At 60.9% G+C, this 22568-nt stretch carries 18 protein-coding genes; 7 read left to right on the top strand and 11 right to left on the bottom strand.

Annotated features, from left to right (window positions below; all coding sequences use genetic code 11):
* The first annotated feature begins 67 nt into the window (after positions 1-67).
* The gene (gene tam, locus M0D64_RS12585; RefSeq protein WP_266257917.1) at positions 68-844 is read left to right on the top strand and encodes a trans-aconitate 2-methyltransferase; all 777 of its coding nucleotides are present in this window, start codon (positions 68-70) and stop codon (positions 842-844) included.
* A gap of 163 nt (positions 845-1007) precedes the next feature.
* A complete protein-coding gene (locus tag M0D64_RS12580) occupies positions 1008-1373 on the top strand; it encodes a hypothetical protein (protein ID WP_054037539.1) in 366 nt (121 codons plus the stop codon).
* A gap of 82 nt (positions 1374-1455) precedes the next feature.
* Here the strand turns inward: M0D64_RS12580 and M0D64_RS12575 are convergent, their stop codons facing one another.
* From M0D64_RS12575 to M0D64_RS12565, 3 genes are all read right to left on the bottom strand, one after another.
* Complete coding sequence (locus M0D64_RS12575; RefSeq protein WP_266257916.1) at positions 1456-2670, bottom strand: porin; 1215 nt, start codon at positions 2668-2670, stop codon at positions 1456-1458.
* Between the two features lie 179 nt (positions 2671-2849).
* Positions 2850-4301, bottom strand: a complete 1452-nt coding sequence (locus M0D64_RS12570; protein ID WP_171925673.1) for an APC family permease — start codon at positions 4299-4301, stop codon at positions 2850-2852.
* A 289-nt stretch (positions 4302-4590) separates the two neighbouring features.
* Entirely contained in the window at positions 4591-5589 is a 999-nt protein-coding gene (locus tag M0D64_RS12565; protein ID WP_154559307.1) for an AraC family transcriptional regulator, read from the bottom strand.
* Between the two features lie 196 nt (positions 5590-5785).
* On the opposite strand from M0D64_RS12565, the gene M0D64_RS12560 reads away from it, so the two are divergent.
* The 4 genes from M0D64_RS12560 (at position 5786) to M0D64_RS12545 (ending at position 11861) form a co-directional block, all read left to right on the top strand.
* The gene (locus M0D64_RS12560) at positions 5786-7771 is read left to right on the top strand and encodes a primary-amine oxidase (protein WP_266257915.1); all 1986 of its coding nucleotides are present in this window, start codon (positions 5786-5788) and stop codon (positions 7769-7771) included.
* A gap of 268 nt (positions 7772-8039) precedes the next feature.
* Entirely contained in the window at positions 8040-9125 is a 1086-nt protein-coding gene (locus tag M0D64_RS12555; RefSeq protein WP_266257914.1) for a hypothetical protein, read from the top strand.
* A 213-nt stretch (positions 9126-9338) separates the two neighbouring features.
* On the top strand, positions 9339-10778 hold the full coding sequence (styD, locus tag M0D64_RS12550; protein ID WP_266257979.1) for a phenylacetaldehyde dehydrogenase StyD: 1440 nt from the start codon (positions 9339-9341) through the stop codon (positions 10776-10778).
* Between the two features lie 147 nt (positions 10779-10925).
* The gene (locus tag M0D64_RS12545) at positions 10926-11861 is read left to right on the top strand and encodes a LysR substrate-binding domain-containing protein (RefSeq protein ID WP_154559302.1); all 936 of its coding nucleotides are present in this window, start codon (positions 10926-10928) and stop codon (positions 11859-11861) included.
* An 11-nt stretch (positions 11862-11872) separates the two neighbouring features.
* On the opposite strand, the gene M0D64_RS12540 is transcribed toward M0D64_RS12545, so the two are convergent.
* From M0D64_RS12540 to aldA, 4 genes are all read right to left on the bottom strand, one after another.
* The gene (locus tag M0D64_RS12540) at positions 11873-13534 is read right to left on the bottom strand and encodes a GMC family oxidoreductase (RefSeq protein WP_266257913.1); all 1662 of its coding nucleotides are present in this window, start codon (positions 13532-13534) and stop codon (positions 11873-11875) included.
* A gap of 103 nt (positions 13535-13637) precedes the next feature.
* Positions 13638-14855 (bottom strand): mandelate racemase/muconate lactonizing enzyme family protein, encoded by a 1218-nt coding sequence (locus tag M0D64_RS12535; protein WP_266257912.1) that lies wholly within the window; start codon positions 14853-14855, stop codon positions 13638-13640.
* Complete coding sequence (locus tag M0D64_RS12530; protein WP_266257911.1) at positions 14856-16178, bottom strand: nitrate/nitrite transporter; 1323 nt, start codon at positions 16176-16178, stop codon at positions 14856-14858.
* 159 nt (positions 16179-16337) lie between these two features.
* Positions 16338-17762, bottom strand: a complete 1425-nt coding sequence (gene aldA, locus M0D64_RS12525) for an aldehyde dehydrogenase (RefSeq protein WP_266257910.1) — start codon at positions 17760-17762, stop codon at positions 16338-16340.
* Between the two features lie 283 nt (positions 17763-18045).
* Here aldA and M0D64_RS12520 point away from each other — a divergent pair, with 283 nt between their 5' ends.
* The gene (locus M0D64_RS12520; RefSeq protein ID WP_266257909.1) at positions 18046-19203 is read left to right on the top strand and encodes a porin; all 1158 of its coding nucleotides are present in this window, start codon (positions 18046-18048) and stop codon (positions 19201-19203) included.
* A gap of 126 nt (positions 19204-19329) precedes the next feature.
* On the opposite strand, the gene M0D64_RS12515 is transcribed toward M0D64_RS12520, so the two are convergent.
* The 4 genes from M0D64_RS12515 to M0D64_RS12500 form a co-directional block, all read right to left on the bottom strand.
* Entirely contained in the window at positions 19330-19647 is a 318-nt protein-coding gene (locus tag M0D64_RS12515; protein WP_266257908.1) for a helix-turn-helix transcriptional regulator, read from the bottom strand.
* Between the two features lie 34 nt (positions 19648-19681).
* Positions 19682-20167: an SRPBCC family protein gene (locus M0D64_RS12510; RefSeq protein ID WP_266257907.1), complete on the bottom strand. Its 486-nt coding sequence runs from the start codon at positions 20165-20167 to the stop codon at positions 19682-19684.
* A gap of 125 nt (positions 20168-20292) precedes the next feature.
* A complete protein-coding gene (locus M0D64_RS12505; protein ID WP_266257906.1) occupies positions 20293-20967 on the bottom strand; it encodes a type IV pili methyl-accepting chemotaxis transducer N-terminal domain-containing protein in 675 nt (224 codons plus the stop codon).
* Between the two features lie 100 nt (positions 20968-21067).
* On the bottom strand, positions 21068-22435 hold the full coding sequence (locus M0D64_RS12500) for an MFS transporter (protein WP_266257905.1): 1368 nt from the start codon (positions 22433-22435) through the stop codon (positions 21068-21070).
* Positions 22436-22568: the final 133 nt, after the last annotated feature.

Below are 22568 nucleotides of genomic sequence, written 5' to 3'. Positions count from 1 at the left end.
TGGATGTCAGCGAAAACGGTCCGGCAAACGGGTGCAATCGGGTGCAATCGGGACAAAGGAGCGCGAGATGACTTCATCGACGAATTGGCAGGCAAAACAGTACGTGTTGTTCGAAAACGAGCGCACGCGTCCGGTCAGGGATCTGCTGGCGGCGGTCCCGGCAACGGACGTGCGAGTGGCGGTAGACATCGGCTGCGGCCCCGGCAATTCCACCGAAGCGCTGGCGGCCCGCCTGCCCGGCGCGGCGGTCAGCGGTATGGACAGTTCCGCCGACATGATCGCGGCGGCCGCGAGGCGCCTACCGCAATTCCAGTTCGAGGTGAGCGACATTGAAACGTGGGATGCTCCCGGCCCTTACGACCTGATCCTCGCCAATGCCGTGCTGCAGTGGGTACCGAATCACGAGCAACTGTTTCCGTCGCTGGTGAAAAAACTTGCGCCGGGCGGCAACCTGGCCGTGCAGATGCCGGACAACCTCGACGAACCCGCGCACCGTCTGCTGCGCGAAATCGCGGCGGACGGCCCCTGGGCGAACAAGCTGAGGGGTGTGGAACGCACCATGCGCTACGGCGCCGACTGGTACTACGCGCTGCTCAAGCCACTGTGCGCACGGGTCGACGTGTGGCGCACCGTCTACCATCACCCCCTCGCGGGCGGCGCGGACGCGGTGGTCGAATGGTTCAAGGGCAGCGCGCTGAGGCCGTTCCTCGCCGAGCTCGACAACAGCGAGGAAGGCGTCTTCCTCTCGCGCTACCGGGATGCGATCGCGCGAGCCTATCCGGCCCAGGCTGACGGCACCGTGCTGCTGCCCTTCCCGCGGCTGTTTATCGTCGCTACGCGCTAGCGGAGTCAGCCGCCAGCCGGTTGCCGCGCGGCGTTTGTGGTGCCGGAGTCGCCAGGGTCAGTCAGGCATTGCCGCTCGTGAATTCTGCGTGATATTGTGTAACGTATGCGGGGGGCGGCTTGCCGTCCTCACCGGAACGCAAATTACAGCAGCGAGCGTCGCCATGAGTGATGTACGCCATCATCTGAGTCCGCGGGACCGTTTGGAGCTGTTGTGTTGGCTCACATGCGGCTGCCTGGGCGCCTATTACCTGAATGAGGACTGGCCTGACGCGGCGTTTCACGTGCAGGCCGCTCATAAGTGGCTCGACTATCGGTCCCGGGAAGCAGACTGGTTGAGCATCGCCAGATTGTCGGCAACCGCACTGGAGATTGCCCAGCGGCACGCGAAATTTGTCGAGGCCGATTGGGCGCGGGATGCGGTCGAGGAAATTCTCGATACAGACGAGCTCGACCCTCAGGCGAGGCTGGTGAAACAGGTGCTGGCGGATTGCCAGAACGCGCTTTCGGACAAGCGCCTCGCAGATTAATTTTTTCCCCGCGCGGCACTTTGAGTGAGTCGGGACGCGGCGTTGGCTCCGTTGATCTGTTTGCCAGCGCCGCGCAGGCAGACTAAAAATTGTGCCGCAAACCTACGATCACGGAGAGTTGTTTATCCGTGTCCGAATTGACGATATTCGGAATCTGCGCCAGATTCTCCGTCTGCCCCGTCGCCGGGTTGATCCCCAGCCCGGCGCCGGAAGACTTCTGCCCGATCGCCACCGCATAGACCGCCGTCCGCTTCGACAGGCTATACACCGCGCCGAGATTGATCTGATGCACGCGTGTCGAAGCGCTGCTGCTCGGTTTGGCATCGTTGAAGATATACGCCAGACCAAGCTGCAAATCCGGCGCGACCATATAGGTCGTATTCAACTCGGCAATGTCGAAAGAGATATTTTCCCCCGCCGGCCTCGCCGTAGTTGCGAAATACTGGCTCTGCGATAGGCGCGTATGCGTATAGGTGAGCGCCACGCCCGCCTTGCCGAACGCATACGAACCCCCTGCTCCGAAAATCCTCACCTTGCTTGCCTGCTGCAGCAGACAATACGACGCGTCGGCGTTCGCGCAACTGAAATCGCCGATATACCCAGCAGTGCCGCCCAAGGCCGCCTGCAACGGCTGGTTCAACTCGAGATACCCCGCGCTCAACGACAACGGCCCCTGCGCGTAATTCGCCGCCAATGCCCAGCCCTTGTTCTGCGAAAAATTCCCCGCCACGCCACCCAGGCTGAACAACCCGCCCACCGTCAAGCCACCGAAGCTCGGGCTGATGTATTTGATCGAGTTGTTGAAGTTGAACGCTTCGTTGAGGTTGTCGACGTCGCCGAAATGCGAGCCGTACAGCGTCGCCCAGTTATTGCTCGATGCGTACGCACCCATGTAGTCGGAGAACGGATCGTATTGACGGCCGAACGTCAGCGCGCCGTACGTGCCGTTGTTCAAACCGACCCATGCGTTGCGGTTGAACAGCGTATTCGATTGCAACATCGCGCCGTTGCCGATCAGAAAGCTGTTCTCCAACGTGAAGTTCACCGTGGTGCCGCCACCGATATCTTCAGCGCCCGTCAAGCCCCAACGCGACGGCACCAGATTGCCGCCCGCCAGTTGATAATTCGCGTGGCCGTTGGTGCTGCCGTCGGCGAGCGTCGTCTGCTGGTTGGTCGTGTACACGACGCCGGCGTCGACCGTGCCATAGAGCGTCACCGAAGATTGCGCATGTGCGCCCATCGCGAGGCCGCACGCGGCCAGCGCAAGCGCTGAGCGCTTGACGAATGTGTCTGCCATATTTTTTAGCCGGAAGTTGAGTGGTGAAATCAACAAGAACAAACAGGACACCCCGAGGACGCCTCGAGGACGCCCCGAACGAACGACACCATTCCGCCGCCGCTCAAAAATGAACGGCAACAGTCGATCGTTAGAACGTGGCGAGCTGGCGCGCGCTGAGTGTCTTGCGCGCTGTTCGATTACTGCCCGAAGCGCGCGTAGATATCCGGTCGCTTCTTACGCAAGATGAGACCGATCACGACGCCGAAGAGCGCCAACGCGAATACGATCCAGGGGAAAGACTTGACGATCGGGCTATCGGAGCCGCTGAGCGCATCGAGATTGCGCACCAGAATCACACCGATATACAGCAGGCCGATGCCACCGATGAGAGGCGCGACGAACGAGTGCCATACGCGCGTATCCTTGCGCGTCTTGCGGAAGAACGCGATGACGGAAAAACTCGTCACGGCCTGAAGCATCACGATCCCGATCGTGCCGAGCGCCGAACTCCAGCTGAATACGATGTTGAACGCATCGCTGCCCGCCGCGATGAAGAGCCCGAGCAGAACGCACACAGAGAGCGTTTGCAGATAGCTCGCCACATACGGTGAACGGTATTTTTCGTGCACGCGATTGAGCGCTTGCGGCAGGATGCCCTCCAGGCTGAGCGCGTGGATATAACGCACCAGCGTGTTATGAAACGACAGCAGGCTCGCGAAGATACTGCTGAGCAACAGGAAGCTCATCACCGTCGTCACTGCACCGCCCAGGTACTTGCCGGATTGAATGAACCAGAAGTCACCCGGCTGCTTCGTCGCGACTGTGACCACGTCGTTCAGTCCGTACGCGCAAACAATCGTCCACGTGACGAAAGCGAAGAACACGAGAATCAGCATCACCGATACATACGTCGCGCGTGGCACGGTCACCTTCGGATCGCGGCATTCCTTGCCGTAAATCGCCGTCGCTTCGAAACCGATAAACGACGCGAAGGCGAACATCACCGCAATGCCGAGGTGGCCGCTGAACACATGCTCCGGCGTGAACGGTGCAAGCGTGAGGCCGTTCGGGCCACCGCCATGCACGACGATCGCAATCGCAAGCAGCAACAGGATGCCCAGTTCGAGACACATCAGCACGCCGAGCAACCGGCTATTCAGATCGATACCGCGGATGCCCGTGAATTGCACCACGGCCACGCAGATCAGCGAATAGCCGTACCAGGGCATCGCCGTGTGCAGGAGTGGAGAAAGAATCACCGTACAGAAAAATCCAAACAGCCCATACAGCGCGATCTGGATGAAGGTGTACGACATCAACGCGACGAGTGCGCCGGCCATGCCCAACGGCCGCCCAAGTCCGGCGGTGATGTACGCGTAAAACGCACCGGCGCGCACCACGTGGCGGCTCATCGACGCGAAGCCCACGCTAAAGATCAGCAGCACGACGCCGGCAATCACGAACGCGCCCGGAATGCCGGCGCCATTGCCCAGGCTGATCGCGGGCGGCACCGCACCGAGCATGCCGGTCAGCGGCGCGGCCGCGGAAATCACGAGAAACACGATCTGCCACAGGCCCAACGTATTGCCCTTCAGTTCCACGGGATTCTCCGCGTCGACCAGACGGGTCGGAGAGTAGGGTTCATTCATCGCTGCCTCTATTTTGTTGGCTAGTCTGGAACTCGCCTAAACCCTGGAAATACTGGTCCAGACGCTCGCTTGACCGACGTTCGACGTTTCGGTGTGAGCGCATGGTAGGTAGCTAAAAAATAAAGCGACTTCGCGAACTGCGCCAAATTTTCGATAAATTGCGCCAATGCTCGCGAGCGTCTCAGGCAGTGCGGTTCGCAGCGAATAGTTAGGAAACGGAAGTTTTTTCGTGTGAGGAATGTGCCTTGACGTGCTTTCAGAATGAAAGCAACTGCAGCGCCATCACCATTTATTGTTTTTTCCAGTTGCGCGTGGCGCGCCACAACACAGTTGCGTCGGCATACCCCACAGCGCGGGCAATCGCCGCGTTGGTGAGCCCTTCACGCTCAAGCAGTCCTTCCACACTGCGCTGCCGTTCTTCGCGCACGATTTGCCGCACGGAAGTCCCCGCCTCGGCCAGGTGCCGCTGCAACGAGCGATGCGAGAGACCGAGATCTTTCGCAATGTCGGCAACGATCAGCTTTTCGTGCGCGAGCCGCCGCGTCACCAGATCGCGCACCTGGTCGGCGATGCTGTGAGGCACCGCATCGCGCGCAATCAGATCGGTGGCATGGCGCTCCATCATGCGCGCCATTTGCGTGTCGGCGCTTTTGAGCGGCGCATCGAGATCCGACGGACGCAGGATCACGCCATTGAAAGGCTGCTGAAAGCGCACTGGCACGCGGAAAATGCGTGCATACGGTTTGAGGTCAGCGGGCGCGGCATGCTCGAAATGCACTTCGGCCGGATTCCACGCCGCGCCGCGCACGGCCCGGATCATATGGCACATCGTCGAGAGGCTGTATTCCGCGTCCTGCCGGCGCGGCCAGATCTGCGGATTGGCGATCTGATAGGTCCATACCGGCCATTCGCCATCGCGCAGCAACTCGCAGGTCGTGGTGTTCTGCCACGACGCGAGCGCGAGCGAGAACTTGCGCACTGCCGCGTTCAAGGTCGGCGACGACAGAAACACGAGACCCGCCGGCCCGAGCTCCGTCACTTGCAATTCGCTGCCCAGACGCAAGCCGAGCAACGGTTCGCCGAGTACCTCGGCCGCGCGCTCGAATGCCGCCACGTAGCGCGTCAGCGGCAGGATTTCGTAGGGATTCGACAGGAGCTTGCGGCTCATGCCGAACGCTTCGAGCAACGCGTCGCAATTGGCGCCTGATGCATCGAGTGCGCGCACAACCGGCCCCATGACCGCGGCGCGGATCATCGGGAAGCTACCGTTGAGCGTGACTTTTTTCATGCTGAGCGTCTCCTCTCAAGTCTTCGCTGATGTGCTGCAGTGTTCTTCCTCGTGGCGCACTTTATCGTTCATTTGGCGCGATAAGCAAGCGCGAAAATATTATTGGGTTCCTACGATTTGCCATCGACTCAGCGTTCGACGCGTTTCACGCAGCCTCGCGCGCAGTCCGGTCCAGCAAACTCCTTCCGGGAATCTTATGAACACGAATGCCACGAAAACCGCACACGCCCCCGTTCATCCGCTCGATCCGCTGAGTCCGGACGAAATGCAGCTTGCCTGCGATCTCGTGAAGGCCGCCGAAAACCTCGACGGGCACGTGCGCTTTCCGATGGTCGAATTGCGCGAGCCGCCGAAGGCCGAAGTGATCGCATTCAAGGCCGGCGAATATTTTTCGCGCACGGCGTTCGTCCTGGCAATTGATCGTACGAATGGAACGACCACCGAATTCCATGTAGACCTGAGAGAGAAAAGAGTCGCCTCGCACAACGTGCTGCCGTTCGATCAGGCGCCATATGGCCAGCCGCCCATCATGATCGAAGACTTCATGAACGCCGAGCAAATCGTCAAGAGCGACGACGCATGGCGCGTTGCGGTGATGAAGCGCGGCCTCACCGAGAAGGATCTGGAGCGCGTCCAGGTCGATCCGTTTTCCGCCGGCTGCTTCGACCGCGAGAACGAGAATGGCCGCCGCCTCGTGCGTTGCGTGAGCTACTACCGCGAGACCGTGACAGATAACGGCTACGCGCATCCGATCGAGGGCGTGGTGGCGGTGGTCGATCTGCTCGAGAAGAAGGTGATCGAGCTGGTAGACGACGGCCGCATCATTCCGATTCCGCGCGCGAAGCACAACTACGACACGCCGAGCCTCGGCGAGCCGCGCAACACGCTCAAACCCCTGTCGATCAGCCAGCCCCAGGGCCCGAGCTTCAAGATCGACGGCTGGCATGTGAGCTGGCAGAACTGGAACTTCCGGGTCGGCTTTACGCCGCGCGAAGGGCTGGTGCTGCATCAACTCTCATGGGACGACGGCAAGAACGCGCGGCCGATCATCTACCGTGCGAGCGTGACGGAAATGTGCGTGCCCTACTCCGATCCGAGCACGAATCACTACTGGAAGAGCGCATTCGATGCCGGCGAATACGGCCTCGGCAAACTGGCGAATCAGCTTGAACTCGGTTGCGATTGCCTCGGCACGATCCGCTATTTCGACATTCCTTCCGCCGACGATTTCGGCAATGCGTTCCTGATGAAGAACGCCGTGTGCATGCACGAAGAGGACTACGGCACCCTGTGGAAGCACTACGAGTTTCGCACCGGCGTCTTCGAAATGCGCCGCTCGCGACGCCTCGTGATCTCCTTCTTCGCAACGGTCGGCAACTACGACTACGGCTTCTACTGGTACCTGTACCAGGACGGCACGATCCAGCTCGAATGCAAGCTCACCGGCATCGTACAAACCTCGGCGGTGGCTGGTGGCGACACGTACCCGTGGGGCGGCATGATCACCGAGAACCTCGGCGGCCCGACCCATCAGCATTTCTTCAATGCACGGATCCACATGATGGTGGACGGCGAACGCAACACCGTGACCGAACACGAATTCGTGCCACGTCCGATGGGCGAAACGAATCCGTACGGCAACGTCTTCGACACCACCAAACATGTGTTCAAGACCGAGAGCGAAGCCGCACGCCTCGCGAACGGCCGCACCGGACGTTACTGGAAAGTGACCAACCCGAACGTGAAGAACGCCGTCGGCGCGAATCCTGGCTACAAGCTGATCGTGAACGACTCCCCGCTGATGCTCGCCGACGAGCGCTCGAAGGTCCGCCAACGCGGCGGCTTTGCGACACGTCATGTGTGGGTTACACCATTCGATCCGGCTGAGCGCTACGCGAGCGGCGACTATCCGAACCAGCACGCGGGCGGTGATGGTTTGCCGCGCTACATCGAGGCGAACCGCAACATCGAGAACGAGGACATTGTCTTGTGGCACAGCTTCGGCCACACGCACGTGTGCAAACCCGAGGACTTCCCCGTGATGCCCGTGGAATACGCCGGCTTCATGCTCAAGCCGAACAACTTCTTCTCCGCCAACCCGACGATGGACTTACCGTCCGAGCGGGATCAGAACAGCGTTGAAGACGGCAAGTCCGCGGATCATGGCTGCTGCAAGCGCTGATTCGATCGCGAGCCGCGCGCGGCTCGCTGCTGCACGCGTGGCCGACGCGGCATGCGTGCGTCCCGCGACTGCGTGCAGCGTAGTACGCCGGCTGACTTCAAACGAAGGCGGCGTGGCACGTATGCTGATTGCGGGCGCGGGCGCTGCGGTACACGGGCGGATTGCGTGCGCGAGGGGCACGGTACGCGGGTTAATTGCGAGCGTGGGTTGGGTAGCACGTATGTTGATGGCGAGCATCCGTGGCGCAGCACGCGGGCTGACGGCGAGCATGAGTGGTGCGGCCTGTGTGCTGCTCGTGAGCGGTGCCGCGACGCTGGTGACGCAAGCCGGCCTCGGCCAACGAGCCAACGCGTTGTGGATGAGCGCGTTGGCGTTAGCAACGATGACGATCGTGCCGCTGTTGATGTCGCGCGTATCCAGGACACACACCACGCTTGCGACGGCGGTGACGTTGATTGCCACGATGAGTGCGATGGGCGTCGTGCCGGCGTATGTGAGTGGACTGGAGCATTCCACCACGATAGCTGGGTTGTTTGTGGCGGTAGGTGGCGTGTTGCTGTTGTACGGGCAGCATCTTGTTGGCTCGTCAGCCTTGCCTCATGAGGATTTCGATCGAAATCAGTACGCGGATCAAAACACGGATCAGTCGCCCAGAGCCATCCACGCAACCGGCACGACGGCGCTGCTCGCATTGCTTGCGGGCATATCGAGCGGCAGTCTTGCGCGTTTCCAGTTGTATGCGATTTGCGGCATGAGTGGCGCCCAACCGATATGGCAGATCTTGCTCTCGGCGGGTGCCGTTTGCGCGCTGGCGTTCATCGCCGACCGTTCCGGCAACAGCAACCGAATGTTGATTGTGCTGTACGTGCTACGAGCGGCGTTAATTGGGGCCCTCGCAGCCGTGGACAGTCCAACACTGGCACTACTCGCGGCAAAGATCTTTCTGGTTCTCGACTGCCAGACGATTCCGGCGCTGATGAAACTGCGGAAAAAATCGCGCAGCGCATTGAGCGCGGGTTGTCCCGGCGGGGCGCACCACATCGGGATGGTGTTGGGCGCAACGTTATCGACGACGCCCTACTTTTTCGGCGACGGATTCATCGTGCTGTATGCGCTAAGCGCGATCACGAACCTGATATGTGCCGGCACATTAGCAACCAACTGGTTCGAAAGAAAGGCGCACCGCGAGCACCTAAACCATCACTCCCGCCAGGCAGACTCTTCCGACGAGCACGAAGTGCAAGTCGGGAAGTATGACTCCTTTGTCACGAACGCCGAATGCACGAGAACACAGATTCCAGATGCACCACTACCATCTGCGAGCTGCGGGCCCCACTTAGCAGGAGTGGTTTGAGCCGCTTTCTTTTGCCTACTTTTCGTTGCGGCATGCAAAGAAAAGTAGGTGCCGCCCCGCACAGGGGCAACGCTAATAGACCACTAGCAATTCAAGGAAAGGCCAAAGCCCCAGGCAAGCAAACAAAGCGCCAACCAAATAGCACCACCACCATCACCCCGACGGAGACAAACCATGCCCGAACAGAAAACCCCAGCGCAGCTACCAACCACAATGTTCATCAACGGCGAAAAAACCCTAAGCGCCGCAGGCAAAACCTTCCCCATCTACAACCCATCGACAGGCGAAGAACTAGCCCACCTCCCAGACGCATCAGAATCCGACATCGACCACGCGGTCAAAACCTCAAAAGCAGCCTTCGAGTCAGACACCTGGCGCAGAATGCCGCCAGCCGCTCGTGAACGTCTGATGCTAAAACTAGCCGACCTGGTAGAACAACACACTGACGAACTAGCCACATTAGAAACCCTAAACCAGGGAAAACTAATAGCCTTCTCCAAGATGCTGGAAGTCTCAGGCAGCGTCCAATGGCTCCGCTACATGGCCGGCTGGGCGACCAAAATCGAGGGCACCACCTTCGACGTGTCGATCCCCTTCCCACCCGGCACCCGCTACAACGCCTCAACAAAACGCGTCCCAGCAGGCGTAGTCGCCGCAATCGTGCCGTGGAATTTCCCGCTTCTGATGGCGGTCTGGAAGATCGCCCCAGCCCTCGCATGCGGCTGCACCGTCGTGCTGAAACCGGCTGAAGAAACGCCTCTAACAGCAATCCGCCTGGCCGAACTGGCCCACGAAGCCGGCTTCCCTCCAGGCGTATTCAACGTCGTCACAGGCCGCGGCGAAACCGCCGGCGCAGCGCTAGTCAAGCATCCCCTCGTGAACAAAGTCACCTTCACGGGATCAACAGAAGTGGGCCGCATCATCGGCCGCCAATGCGCAGGCGATCTGAAACGCGCATCGCTGGAACTGGGCGGCAAGAGCCCCGTGATCGTACTGGACGACTGCGACCCGAAGAAAGCGATCGAAGGCGCCGCCGGCGCGATTTTCTTCAACCACGGGCAGGTCTGCACCGCGGGTTCCCGCCTGTACGTTGCGCGCTCGATTTACGACGAAGTGGTGGAAGGTATCGCCGCCGTGGCCGATGGAATCGCATTAGGTTCCGGTTTCAATGCGGCTACGCAGATGGGCCCGATGGTTTCCGCGCGGCACCGCGACAAGGTCATGGGAATGATCGCGCAAGGCCGCGAGGAAGGCGGCGAGATCCTGTCACGTGACGCGGCCGTTGATGCGGATGGCTTCTTTGTCCGCCCGACGGTCATTGCCAATCGCACATGCAAGCCGCTTTCCGTAGTCAGGGAGGAGGTATTCGGACCGGTGCTGGTGGCAATGCCTTATGACGATATCGATGAGGTCCTGATTCAGGCCAACGCATCGGAATATGGTCTTGGCGCGAGTGTGTGGACGAATCAGCTCGACAAGGCGCTGCGGCTGGTTGAAGGCATCGAAGCGGGGACCGTTTGGGTCAACACGCACAACATGGTCGATCCCGCCATGCCGTTCGGCGGGTTCAAGGCGTCGGGGATCGGACGTGAGCACGGCAAGGCCATTGTGGAAGCTTATACGGAAAGCAAGTCGGTCTGCATCGCGTATTGACCGGTCGCTGCACGTCTTGCGGCACGAACACATCGTCGCCGCAAGACGTGCAGACCTGTAACACCTCGAGGGCAACACAGTAAAATACCAGGCACGCGCGCCGCTGCGCGTCAGCCTACCCTTGGGTGCCCAATCTTGAAACGCAAAATGCCCGCGCTGAACGCGCTGAAAGCCTTCGAAGTCGCCGGCCGCACAGGCAGCTTCACGCGCGCAGCGGAACTGCTGAACGTGACGCAAAGCGCGGTCAGCCGGCAAGTCCGGCAACTGGAAGCCCAACTCGGCGAGACCTTGCTCCAGCGTCACCATCACCACCTCGAACTCTCGGCCGCCGGCCGCATTCTCCTGCAAGCACTGCAACAATCATTCGACCGGATCGAGCTCACAGTCCGCAGCCTGCAGGAGAAAACCCACCGCAACCGTCTGCGTATCAACGCGCCACCCACCTTCACGAGCCGCTGGCTGATGCCGCGTCTCGGACGTCTGCGCGACGCGCATCCGCATCTCGAACTCAGCCTGTCGACCCGCATCGACGACAATCTCGCCGAATCAGGCGTGCTCGACTGCGCCATCCGCTTCGGCAACGGCGAGTGGGAAGGCGTGGACAACCGCTTGCTGATGAACGAACGGCACATCGCCGTCTGCGCCCCCGCGTTGCTCGCGCGCGAGGCAGGCCGCGCGGCCATCGATCTGAATCAGTTCACGCTGCTGCACGTGCTCGCGAGCGCCGATCAGCGCTATCTGACCTGGCAGCATTGGTTGAAGGCCGCCGGCATCGAGAACGTCGACACCCGCGGTGGCTACGAATTCGATCTGCTCGATCACGCGATCCAGGCCGCTATCGACGGGCTCGGCGTGACCATCGCCGATCGTCACATGATCGGGCGCGAACTCGCGGAAGGCCAACTCGTACAGGTGCTGAACGTGCACGTCGACGGACATCAATCGTATTGGCTCGTCACGCGTGCGGAACAGGACGAGCTGCCGCACGTCGCGCTGTTCCGCGACTGGCTGCAGCAGGAGATCTGGTTGACCGAGCGCGCGCTCGATTCGTCGGAGTCGGCGCAGTTGGGCGAAGCGGATTGAGCCGGGCGAAGTCAGGCGGCCGCAGCGAGCTCCGCCGCTTCGGGTTTAAAGGCAGCTTCGACGGCAGCGTCCATGAGGATCATCTCGGCGCCCTTCTCCGCGACCATCATCGTCGGTGCATTGATGTTGCCCGACGTGATGTTCGGGAAGATCGACGCATCGACCACGCGCAAGCCGGTAATGCCGTGCACCCGCAACCGCGCATCGACCACTGAGGTGCGTGGGTCGTCGCCCATCGCGCACGAGCCGCACAGGTGATAGATCGAACCCGATTGCTCACGGAAATACTGGAGGAATCCTTCGCGCGTATTTACCTGCGGTCCCGGCGAGATTTCCTCGACCGTGATCTCTTTCAACGCGGGCGATGCCATCACCTTGCGCACCAGTTCGCAACCCTGAATCACTTCGTCGATGTCTTTCTCCGTGGTCAACGCGTTGATACGGATTTTCGCGGCGTCTTCGGCACGGTTCGACGCGATCTCGATCGAACCACGGCTCGTCGGCCGGCACGGGTTGAATGCCAGCAGGAAGCCCGAATACGGCTCGGGTTCGAGATTCGCCTTGTTGCTCTTCGGAATCCGGTACGACAGCGGATTGAAGTACAACTGCAGATTCGGCTGCACTTCCTGATCGTTGCCCTTAAAGAACCCGCCCGACTGGTTCACGCTCATCGCGAGCGGCCCCTTGCGCGTCAGCAGATACTGCAGGCCGAGCTTGAGCTTACCGAGCAACGGGCGCATTTCGTCGTTCAACGTCTTCACGTTCGCGCGATAGTAGAAGCTCACGCACAGATGGTCCTGGAGATTCTGCCCCACAGCGGGCAGTTCCTTGACCATCGCGATGCGATGCTTTGCCAGCAATGCGCTATCGCCTACGCCTGAGAGTTGCAGCAGCTTGGGCGAATCGACCGCGCCCGCCGACAGGATCACCTCGCGGTTCGCCATGAACTGCCGCGTCGCGCCGTTCTGCGTCACGCTCACGCCAATGGCCCGCTGGTTGCCGTCGAATAGCACGCGGCTGGCGAGCACGTCACGCTCGACCGTCAGGTTCTTGCGCGTCAGCACCGGATGCAGATATTCGAAGCTGCTCGACGAACGCTGCCCGTTGCGCGTGTTCACGTCGTAGATGCCCGCGCCTTCGAATCGTTCGCCGTTGAAGTCGTCGCTGCGCTTGTAGCCGGCCTGGTCGCAGCCTTTCAGGAACACGTGGCAGATCGGATGGACTGCATCCTTCATCGGCGAGATACGGATCGGGCCGTCCGCGCCGTGATACTCCGTGTTGCCGAGCGGATGCGATTCGAGCTTGCGGAAATACGGCAGCACGTCACGAAACGCCCAGCCCTGATTGCCCGCCGCGGCCCAGTCGTCGAAATCGTGCGGCTGGCCGCGCACGTAGATCATCGCGTTGATCGAGCCGGAACCGCCCTGCACCTTGCCGCGCGGGCAATAGATCGGCCGGTCGTCGAGTTCCTTTTCGGGCTCGCTGTAGTACATCCAGTTATAGGTTTCGTTGTAGTACGTCTTGGTGAAACCCACCGGGATCTTGAACCAGAACGAACTGTCCTTGCCACCCGCTTCGAGCAGCAGCACCGAATATTGGCCCGACGCCGAGAGGCGATTAGCGAGAATGCAGCCCGCCGAACCCGCGCCGACGATGATGTAATCGTAGTTCATGCTCTATGTCGCCAAGCGGCGCCCAATCCATTGAATGCGTAAAACAGCCAGAAACTCGCAGCTTGAAACCCGCAGGTCGAAACCCGGCAGGTTCAAGCCGGGCTCAACCCTTGGCCGGCGCGAGATCCTTCACGTCGGCGGGTTGTGCGGCCATCTGCAGATGCAGACGTTCGCCGGTGTACGGCGTGTGCTGCCGAACGACGTCCATGTTCAACTCCACGCCCAAACCCGGTTCCTGCGACGGAATGATGTAGCCGTCTTCCCATTGAATCGGCTTCTTCAACACGGCCGCATGGAAACCGTCCCACGTGCCGATGCTTTCCTGAATCAGGAAGTTCGGCGTGCAGGCGGCGAGCTGAATGCTGGCGGCCGCACCGATTGGACCGTTGTACAGATGCGGCGCGATCTGCGCGTAATACACCTCGGCGATCGCCGCGACTTTCTTCGCTTCGAGCAGGCCGCCCACACGCGCCACGTTCAGTTGCAGGATCGACGCCGCGCCCGCTTCGAGCAGCTTGAAGAATTCATACTTGGTGGTCAGGCGCTCGCCCGCGGCAATCGGAATGCTCGTGTGCTGCGCGACTTGCGCCATCGCGCCTTCCTGCCCCGGCGGCACCGGTTCTTCAAACCACAACGGATCGTATTTCTCGAGCCGTTTGGCGAGCCGGATTGCCGAGGACGGCACCATCTGCCCGTGCGTGCCGAATAACAGATCGGCCTTGCTGCCGACAGCCTCGCGCACACGGCGGCAGAAGGTCTCGCAACGGTCGAGCACTTCCATCGACAGTTGATGGCCCGAGTAAGCCGTATACGGCCCCGCCGGATCGAACTTCACCGCGGTGAAGCCACGCTTGACGTTTTCAACCGCGCATTCGGCGGCGAGATCGGGATCGTCGTAATCGTATTCGCCACGGCTGTTCTTCGGATACAGGTAGGTGTAAGAACGCAGACGCTGGTTCACCATGCCGCCCAGCAGCTCGTACACCGGCTTGTTCGCCGCCTTGCCGATAATGTCCCAGCACGCCATTTCCAGCCCGCTCACCACGCCCATCATCGTGAGATCGGGGCGTTGCGTGAAGCCGCTCGAATACGCTTCGCGCCAGAGCCGTTCGATATGGTGCGGATCCTGATCGAGCAGATAGCGGCCGAATACATCGTCGATGATGTGGGTCATCGCTTTCGGATGGAACGTCGCCGAATAGATTTCGCCGACGCCTTCAATACCGCAATCGGTCTTGAGCTTGACGAAGATCCAGTACATGCCGCCCACGTGCGGCGGCGGTACGGCGACGATATGCGTTTCGAGCGAGACGACTTTCATTTACGCAACCCCTTTTTTGTTAAGCATGTTTCTCAGCGCCAGGCCGGCGAAGCCGCCGAGCGCCGCCATTCCTGCCACATAGCCGAAGTAAAGCTGGTAACCGAAGACGCCCGGGAAGTTCTGCGTCAGATAGCCGTTGATCAACGGCAGGAACACGTCGGGCGAATAACCGAGTACGGAGATCAGGCCGATGGCGAGGCCTATCGTTTCGACCGGGATATTGCAGCGATCCAGCAGCGACCAGTACAGCCCGCGAATCGCGTAAGTCAGAATGCCGATGAACAGCACGAGGAACACCAGCAGCACATGGCTCGAGATACGCGGCGCCGCCATCAGACCCAGCAGTGACAATGCAGCGAGGAAGAGCGCGATCACCAGCACCGAGACCTTCGAATAACGGTCGCCGAGAAAGCCGCCGCCGATGCCGCCGATCGGACGCATCCACAGCTTGAGCGTCGTGATCGTGCCGGCCATCACCACCGTCAAGCCGATCTCGCCTTCGTGCAGATACGCGGAGAAGCTGTAAGTAGCCCAGAACACCTGGTAACCGCAGAACACGATAGCCGCGACCAGCCACAATTCAGGAATCGACGCGAGCGTCTTCAGATCGACCAGCACGTTGCTGCGTTTTTTCGTGGCACGGTTGGCGGCAGCGTCTTTAGCGCCTTGCTTATCTTTGACAAGCGCGAGCACCACGCCAAGTGCGATGCACAGAAACGCGTACATGTAGACGACCAGCTTGAAGCCGGCCGCAACCGGCTCACCCTTGGTCTGCGTGAACCACGCGAACAGCGTGATCGCGATGGTCGCGAGCATCGCTTCGATCAGGCCGCGTCCGCCGTCGAGCAAACCGAAGAAGCGGCCTTGCTCGTGCGTGCCGGCGATCATCGTCACGCGCTTGATGACGGCGGCCCAGAAGGTCAATCCAGTCGTCAGACCCCAACCGCCGAAGATCAGCATCAACATCTGGAACGAAGGCGCGGTCGAATACCACAGGCCGAGCACACCGGTTGCGATCAGCGAAAAGCAGATCAGGAGGCGCGGCGCGATCCGGTCGGCGAGCCAGCCGCTCGGCAAGTAACTCAGCAGAAAGATCGTGCCGAGCGACGAATACAGATAGCCGAGTTGACTATCGGTGATGTGGAACACTTCGAGCATCGTCGGCTGATAGACCTGCCGCAGATACAGAATCGGGTAAATCGCGCCGGCCGCCACGACCAGCAACATGAGCTGGATGTAGCGTTGAGCCTTGTTGGCTTGCAATGCGGTTTCCGCGACGCTTGGGGCGAGCGAAGCGGTGGTTTGAACGGGCTGAGATGACACGTGAGCGCTCCTGGAAGACACAGCGCCGGTTCACCGGGCCGCCGGGTCTTCAAATATTTTTATAAGTGCAGCGGACTTGCTGCGTTTCTGCGGGTTTCAAGGCGACGCGTGCCGTCTACTCCGAATCGCACGGCACGCGCCGGTTTCAGCTTTTCAGCTTTAGTACTTCATGACTACGAGACGGGTCTGCGTGAATTCGAGCATGCCGTGCTTGCCGTCGTCGCCGCCGAGACCCGAGCGTTTCCAGCCCGCATGGAAACCTTGATACGGATCGGCCGGCGTACGGTTCACATACAACTCGCCTGCCTCGATGCCGTTGGCGACCTTCATCGCACTGCGGTAGTTCTCGGTATAGAGCACCGACGACAAACCAAACTGATGGTCGTTGGCCATTTCCAGCGCTTCGTCGAGCGTGCGGTATTTGACGACCGGCATGATCGGACCGAAGGTTTCTTCCTGGATGATTTCCATGTTCTGACGGCAGTTCGACAGCAACGTGGCCGGATAGAAGAAGCCCTTGCCTTGCGGCAGCCTGCCGCCGGTTTCGAGCGTGGCGCCCGCGGCGAGCGCGCGTTCGACCATGCCGTGAATCGACTGGCGCGACACGTCGTTGACAAGCGGCCCCATCAGCGACGGCTGTTCGCTGCGATCGCCGCTTTCCACCGCGCTCATGTGCTTCTTCAGCAGCGCGACGAAACGGTCATGCACGGTTTCCTGCACGTAGACGCGTTCGATCGCCGTGCAAAGCTGCCCGCAGTGAGTGGTTTTGGATGCGACCAGATCGCGCGCGGCCTTCTCCAGATCGGCATCTGCCTCGATGATCGCGGGCGTCTTGCCGCCCAGTTCGAGCGACGGCTTGGCGATGTTCGTCTTGCAGTATTCGAGCACCTTGCGGCCCGCGCCGACACTGCCGGTCAGCGTGATCATGCCGACCTTCGGATGCGTGCAAAGCGCTTCGGCGGTTGCGTGATTCATCGCGAGAATGTTCACGACGCCGGCCGGCAACCCTGCCTTCTCAACCGCTCTTGCGATCTCGAACGCCGATGTCGGCGTGTTGTTGCTCGGGCGCACCACCACGGTATTGCCGGCGATCAGCGCGGGCGCCACCTTGCGCATGAACGTATAGACCGGGTAATTGAATGGGATCAGACACGCGACCACGCCGATCGGCTCGCGATGCAGCACGAGGTTTTCGTCGGGCGTGTCGCTCGGAATCACCTCGCCTTCGATGCGGCGCGCCCATTCGGCGTGGTAGCGGGTGATCTGGCCGGCGTAGATCGCTTCGTTGGTGGCGTCGGCGACGCTCTTGCCCGACTCCAGCGCGAGCGCCGCGCCGATGGCAGGCGCGCATTCGGTGAGCGCGTCGGCGAGCTTGTGCAGATAGACCGCGCGCTCGGCCGAAGGCAGCTTGCGCCAGCCCTTCTGGGCGGCGGCTGCGGCGTCGACTGCGGCGATAGCCTCGGCTTCGGTGGCGCCCGTGACGTGGGCAATCACGGCTTCGGTGGCGGGGTTGGTGACGGCGATGAGCTCGTCGCTTGCCGCGTCGATAAAGCAGCCGTTAGCAAAATTCCGATCGAGTCGCATGTCGTCTCCTGAAAACCTGGTGCGGTGGTGCATTGCCTTCGGCTATCGCCTTCATGCCAAAGGTGCATGAACGGAATTTTTCTCTCCGGCACGGCGCGCCACAAGCGAATAATTCGCGGGACAAACATTCGAAAAAATCACGTTTATCCAGGGATGTGCCTCATACGCGAATCCCATCCCGAATAGCAGAATCCGGGCTTTGCCAAAAGCAGCGGCCTTTGCAAGCGGTCGAACCCCGTTTCGAACCACTGGGGTCACTCATTACCAACGTCTGGAGTTCACAATGAAAAAGAATGTCATCGCCACCGCCGCCTTCACGGCACTCACCTCGCTGGCGGCCCCGTCCGCCTTCGCGCAAAGCAGCGTGACCCTGTACGGCGTGCTCGATGAAGGCATTGATTACACCAACAACGCCGGGCGCGGCGCGGTCTGGGAAATGGCGAGCGGCTATGCGCAAGGCAGCCGCTGGGGCATGAAGGGTTCGGAAGATCTGGGCGGCGGCATGAAGGCCGTGTTTCAACTGGAAAACGGCTTCGACGTAAGCTCGGGGCGGCTTAACCAGGGCGGCCGCATGTTCGGCCGCCAGGCCTATGTGGGCTTGAGCGACAACCGGTTCGGCACGGTCACGCTCGGGCGCCAGTACGACTCGGTGGTCGACTACCTCGCGCAAACCACCGCCAACGGAAACTGGGCCGGCTACCTGTTTGCGCATCCGTACGACAACGACAATACGGACAACTCGTTCCGTCTCGGCAACAGCGTGAAGTACGCGAGCCCGGAAATCGCGGGCTTCCAGTTCGGCGGCGTGTACAGCTTCAGCAACGACACGAACTTCGCGAACAACCGCGCCTATAGCTTCGGTGGCCAGTACGCGAACGGCGGCCTGCTGATTGCAGCCGCGTACCTGCAGGCGAACAATCCGGGCGCAGGCTCGACCGGCGCGATCACCGCGAACGACGCGAGCTTCATCGCCGGACGCATGCGCGTGTTCGGCGCCGGCATCAACTACACGTTCGGTTCGGCGACCGCCGGTTTTGCTTACACCAACTCCAACTATAAGGATCCGACCGGCAACGGCTATATCGGCATCCCGCTGGCGGCATCGGGTGTCAGCCTGAATACGCTGAAGTACCAGAACTTCGAAGTGAACGGCAAATACCAGTTCACGCCGGCCTTCTTTATCGGCGCGCAATATGTGTACACGATGGAAAACTACGACGCGTCGACGGGCAGCGTGAAGCCGAAGATTCACTCGGTCGGTTTGATGGCGGATTACAACCTGTCCAAACGCACGGACGTGTATGTGCAGGGTGAGTATCAGAAGGTCGCTGGCGACTCGACCCACTCGATTCTCGACAACGCGTTCATTCCGGGCGTGCAGGCGCCGTCGTCGACGGGGAATCAGGTCGCCGTGCGGCTCGCGCTGCGGCACAAGTTCTGAGGGTTAGGGGATTGCTGCGCTGGAGCCGCGTCGTGAGCGGCTCCAGGCCACAGGTGTTCAATTTTTCGCGATGTTCACGTTCCGTATACAGTCCGATTTTCTGAACGCGGACGACCGCCAACGGCATCAATCCCCCTCCACCGCCGCCTTCAATCTCAGCAACGCGTGATCCCACTGCCGCGAGATCGCTTCGAGCGCTCGCCGCGCTTCTTCGAGGTGCGCCGGTTCGAACGCCCATAAGCGCTCTCGGCCCACCTTGACGTCGCGCACGAGGCCCGCATTGGCAAGCACCTGCAAATGTTGCGTGATCGACTGCCGCGTAATCTCCGTGCCGGCGGTCAACTGCGCAATCGACATCGCACTGCCCGCGCACAACACGGCGATCAGACGCAGTCGCGTTTCGTCGCCGAGCGCCGCAAAAATCTGCGCGGAACTTCGCAGCATGGCCGCCTTCACTCGCGCATTGCCCACAGCCGGCTTATCCCCTGGCGACATGCTTTTCGATGTTGATCAACTGCTCTTCCCACCCGCCGCTATTCATGCGGAACGCTTCCTCGCGACGTGCGGCGGGAATTTGATCGAAGCCCGATTCGACCACCCGAAGCAACGTGCCCGAATCGACCTCGCTCAGCTCGAATACGACCAGCGTGGTGGGCTCGGGCGAGTAGTCGACCGACACATCGACCGCGGCCGGATGCCAGCGAAAAGACAGAAGATGTTCCGGCTCGACGCGCTCGACCAGCACGTCCATGACGAGATGCTCGTATCCCGGATAGGTGATGTTGCCTTGCACGGATTGACCGGCGGCAAACTGTTTGCCGCTGAAATCCACGCAAAACCATTTGCCGAATTCCTCGGCGTTGGACAACGCGCGCCACACTCGCGAGCGCGGTGCCTTCAGCAGGATCTGTTTTTCGATGCGGTCAGTCGACGCGTTATTGGGTGTGTCAGATGAGATCGTCATATGCAGCCTCCTGACTGCATATTGGGCTCGCAACCGACGACATGCAAGTATTTGCCTGCATATTCTCAGGTGGCACCCTGCTTTTCCACTGAGGGACAGCCAAACAGATCGCCACAGGCGCTTGCTTATCCCGCCGACGTCTTCTGCACAAACGCGCTCACCACAGCCTCAAGTTCCTTGGTGATGGAAGTCATCACGCCCGCTATCACGGCGAACTCCCGGCCGGTCACATTCGAGCGGCTCGCCACGATCTGGCCGTTGAACGAGACAATATGTGCTTCCTTTGCGATCGCTTTGATCCGCTCGATGAGATCCTGCTGGCCCTTCTTCTGCGCCCGCGCAATGCGCCGGCTTTCCTGCTCGTAGACAGCGGTCACGGTGTGCAGATGCGTCAGCAACGGATCGACGGAACCGATCAACGCGTTCAGTGCTTCATTGGCGCGCGGCGAGCCGCGTTCGATCGCTTCCAACGCCACCGAGGCCAGCGCGATAAAGTCCGTGATCTTCTTCGCAACGTTCCCGCTGCCGTGAAAAGCTTCGCGCAACGCCGGCGAGAACAGTCCGGGCAAGCCGTCGCCGCCTCGCACCAGCGCCGTGTGGCTGTCTGAAAACGTACACAAGGTCTCCCGCGCGATCGCCATCGCACCGTCGAACTGTTGAAACGCCAACATCGACTGCAACACAATGCGCTGCGACAGCATCCGTTGTCGCCCCGCCATGTTGATCAACGAGCTCAATACCTCGCTGGATACGTCCACTTCGGACGGTGGTGCTTGAACCCGATCTTTCGTGATGCTCATGTCATCTGCTTATGATTCGATTGACCTCTTCGCTCTGATCGGCATCCGTGCCGCATGACCGCCATCGGCAGACACGCCTCGGCGCGGATGCCGAATTGCATTACTCCGTTGCGTGCGCGTGCATCACGTTGCTGTGCATCGACCACGCCATCCACGGACGGCGCAGCGCGACGATCGCGAGGAACGCGCAAGCCGCCAGCGTACCGAAGGTCGCGAAGCCCATCTGATAGCTGCCCGTGCTTTCCTTCGCGATGCCCATCACGACCGGCAGATAGAATCCACCGATGCCGCCCGCGGCGCCGACGATGCCCGACATCAAACCGGTGCGGCCGGCCCAGCGATGCGGCACCAGTTGGAAGGTCGCGCCATTACCCAGGCCGAAGGCCACGTACAGGCACAGCAGCAGCACAATCCCGCCCACCATCGACGGCATCGCGGCGGCAAAAACGAAGTCGCACAGCGAAATGACCGCGAGCAGGAAGGTCAGCGCGCGCACGCCCGACACCTTGTCGGCGATCAAACCGCCGAGCGGCCGCACGATCGCGCCGGTCGCGGCAAGCAGCGCCATGAACAGGCCCGCGTCGATCTTCGACAGCTGATACAGGTTGGTCAGCAGCAGCGAAACATACGACGACATGCCGACAAAACCCCCGAACGTGATGCTGTAAACCAGCATGATCGCCCACGTGTCACGCTCAGACAGCACCGAGCGATAGCGCTTGGGCAGCACCGCGATCGCCAGCAGCGCGCCGATCACCGGCAGCAGCAGGACACCGGTCTTGCCGGAACCGAACATACCCGCTTCGACCAGCAACACGAGCACGATCAAACCGACGAGCGTCACCGCGAAGCTGCCGAACGCGCGCAGCACACTGCCGGATTTGATACCGGAATCGTTGGCCCAGAAGTACAGCGTAATCGCGGCAATCGCGAGCAACGGCAGTGCGCCGGCGGTCGCCATTTGCCAGCCGTAGTGCGTTGCCAGTTGCGGGAACAGGAAGCCATCGAGCACCGCGCCGATGTTGCCGGCTGCGGCCAGACCCAGCACCAGGCCCTGCACCTTCGGCGGATAGTTGCTGCCGGCCATCGGCAGCGCCACCGCGAAGCTCGCGCCACCCACGCCGAGGAACACGCCGAGCACCAGCAGCAAGGTGTACGACGGCACGAACGGCAACAAGGGCAGCACGATCGTCGGCACCGCCGACAGCAATACGCCCATCAGCGCGATGCGCTTGCCATGCGCGGATTGATAGAGATTACCGAGCGTCACGCGCAGGATCGCTGCCGACAGCACCGGCACGGCGACCAGCAAACCTTGCTGCGCAGGCGTCATTGCAACGCTCTTGCTGATGAACGGCGCGAGCGGTCCGTACAACACCCAAACGGTGAAGCCGGTGTCGAAATAGAGAAAACACGCCACTAGTGCGCGCCAGTCCCCACTCTTTAGGGAGCTCATCACGTTTTTCATTCGGCATCCTCAAATATACTGATTGTTTGCTAACCTGGTGCGCGGCGCTGGTACTTTGCGCTGAATCACTGCGCACCGGAATGGTCACGATGTTGAATACCGGTCTGAACATGCAACCTTCATGCCATCCGGA

Source organism: Paraburkholderia sp. WS6 (genome assembly GCF_030464835.1).
GTDB classification, from domain to species: Bacteria; Pseudomonadota; Gammaproteobacteria; order Burkholderiales; family Burkholderiaceae; genus Paraburkholderia; species Paraburkholderia madseniana.
The sequence above is the reverse complement of the archived record's forward strand: the minus strand, read 5'-3'. Positions and strand labels throughout refer to the sequence as shown.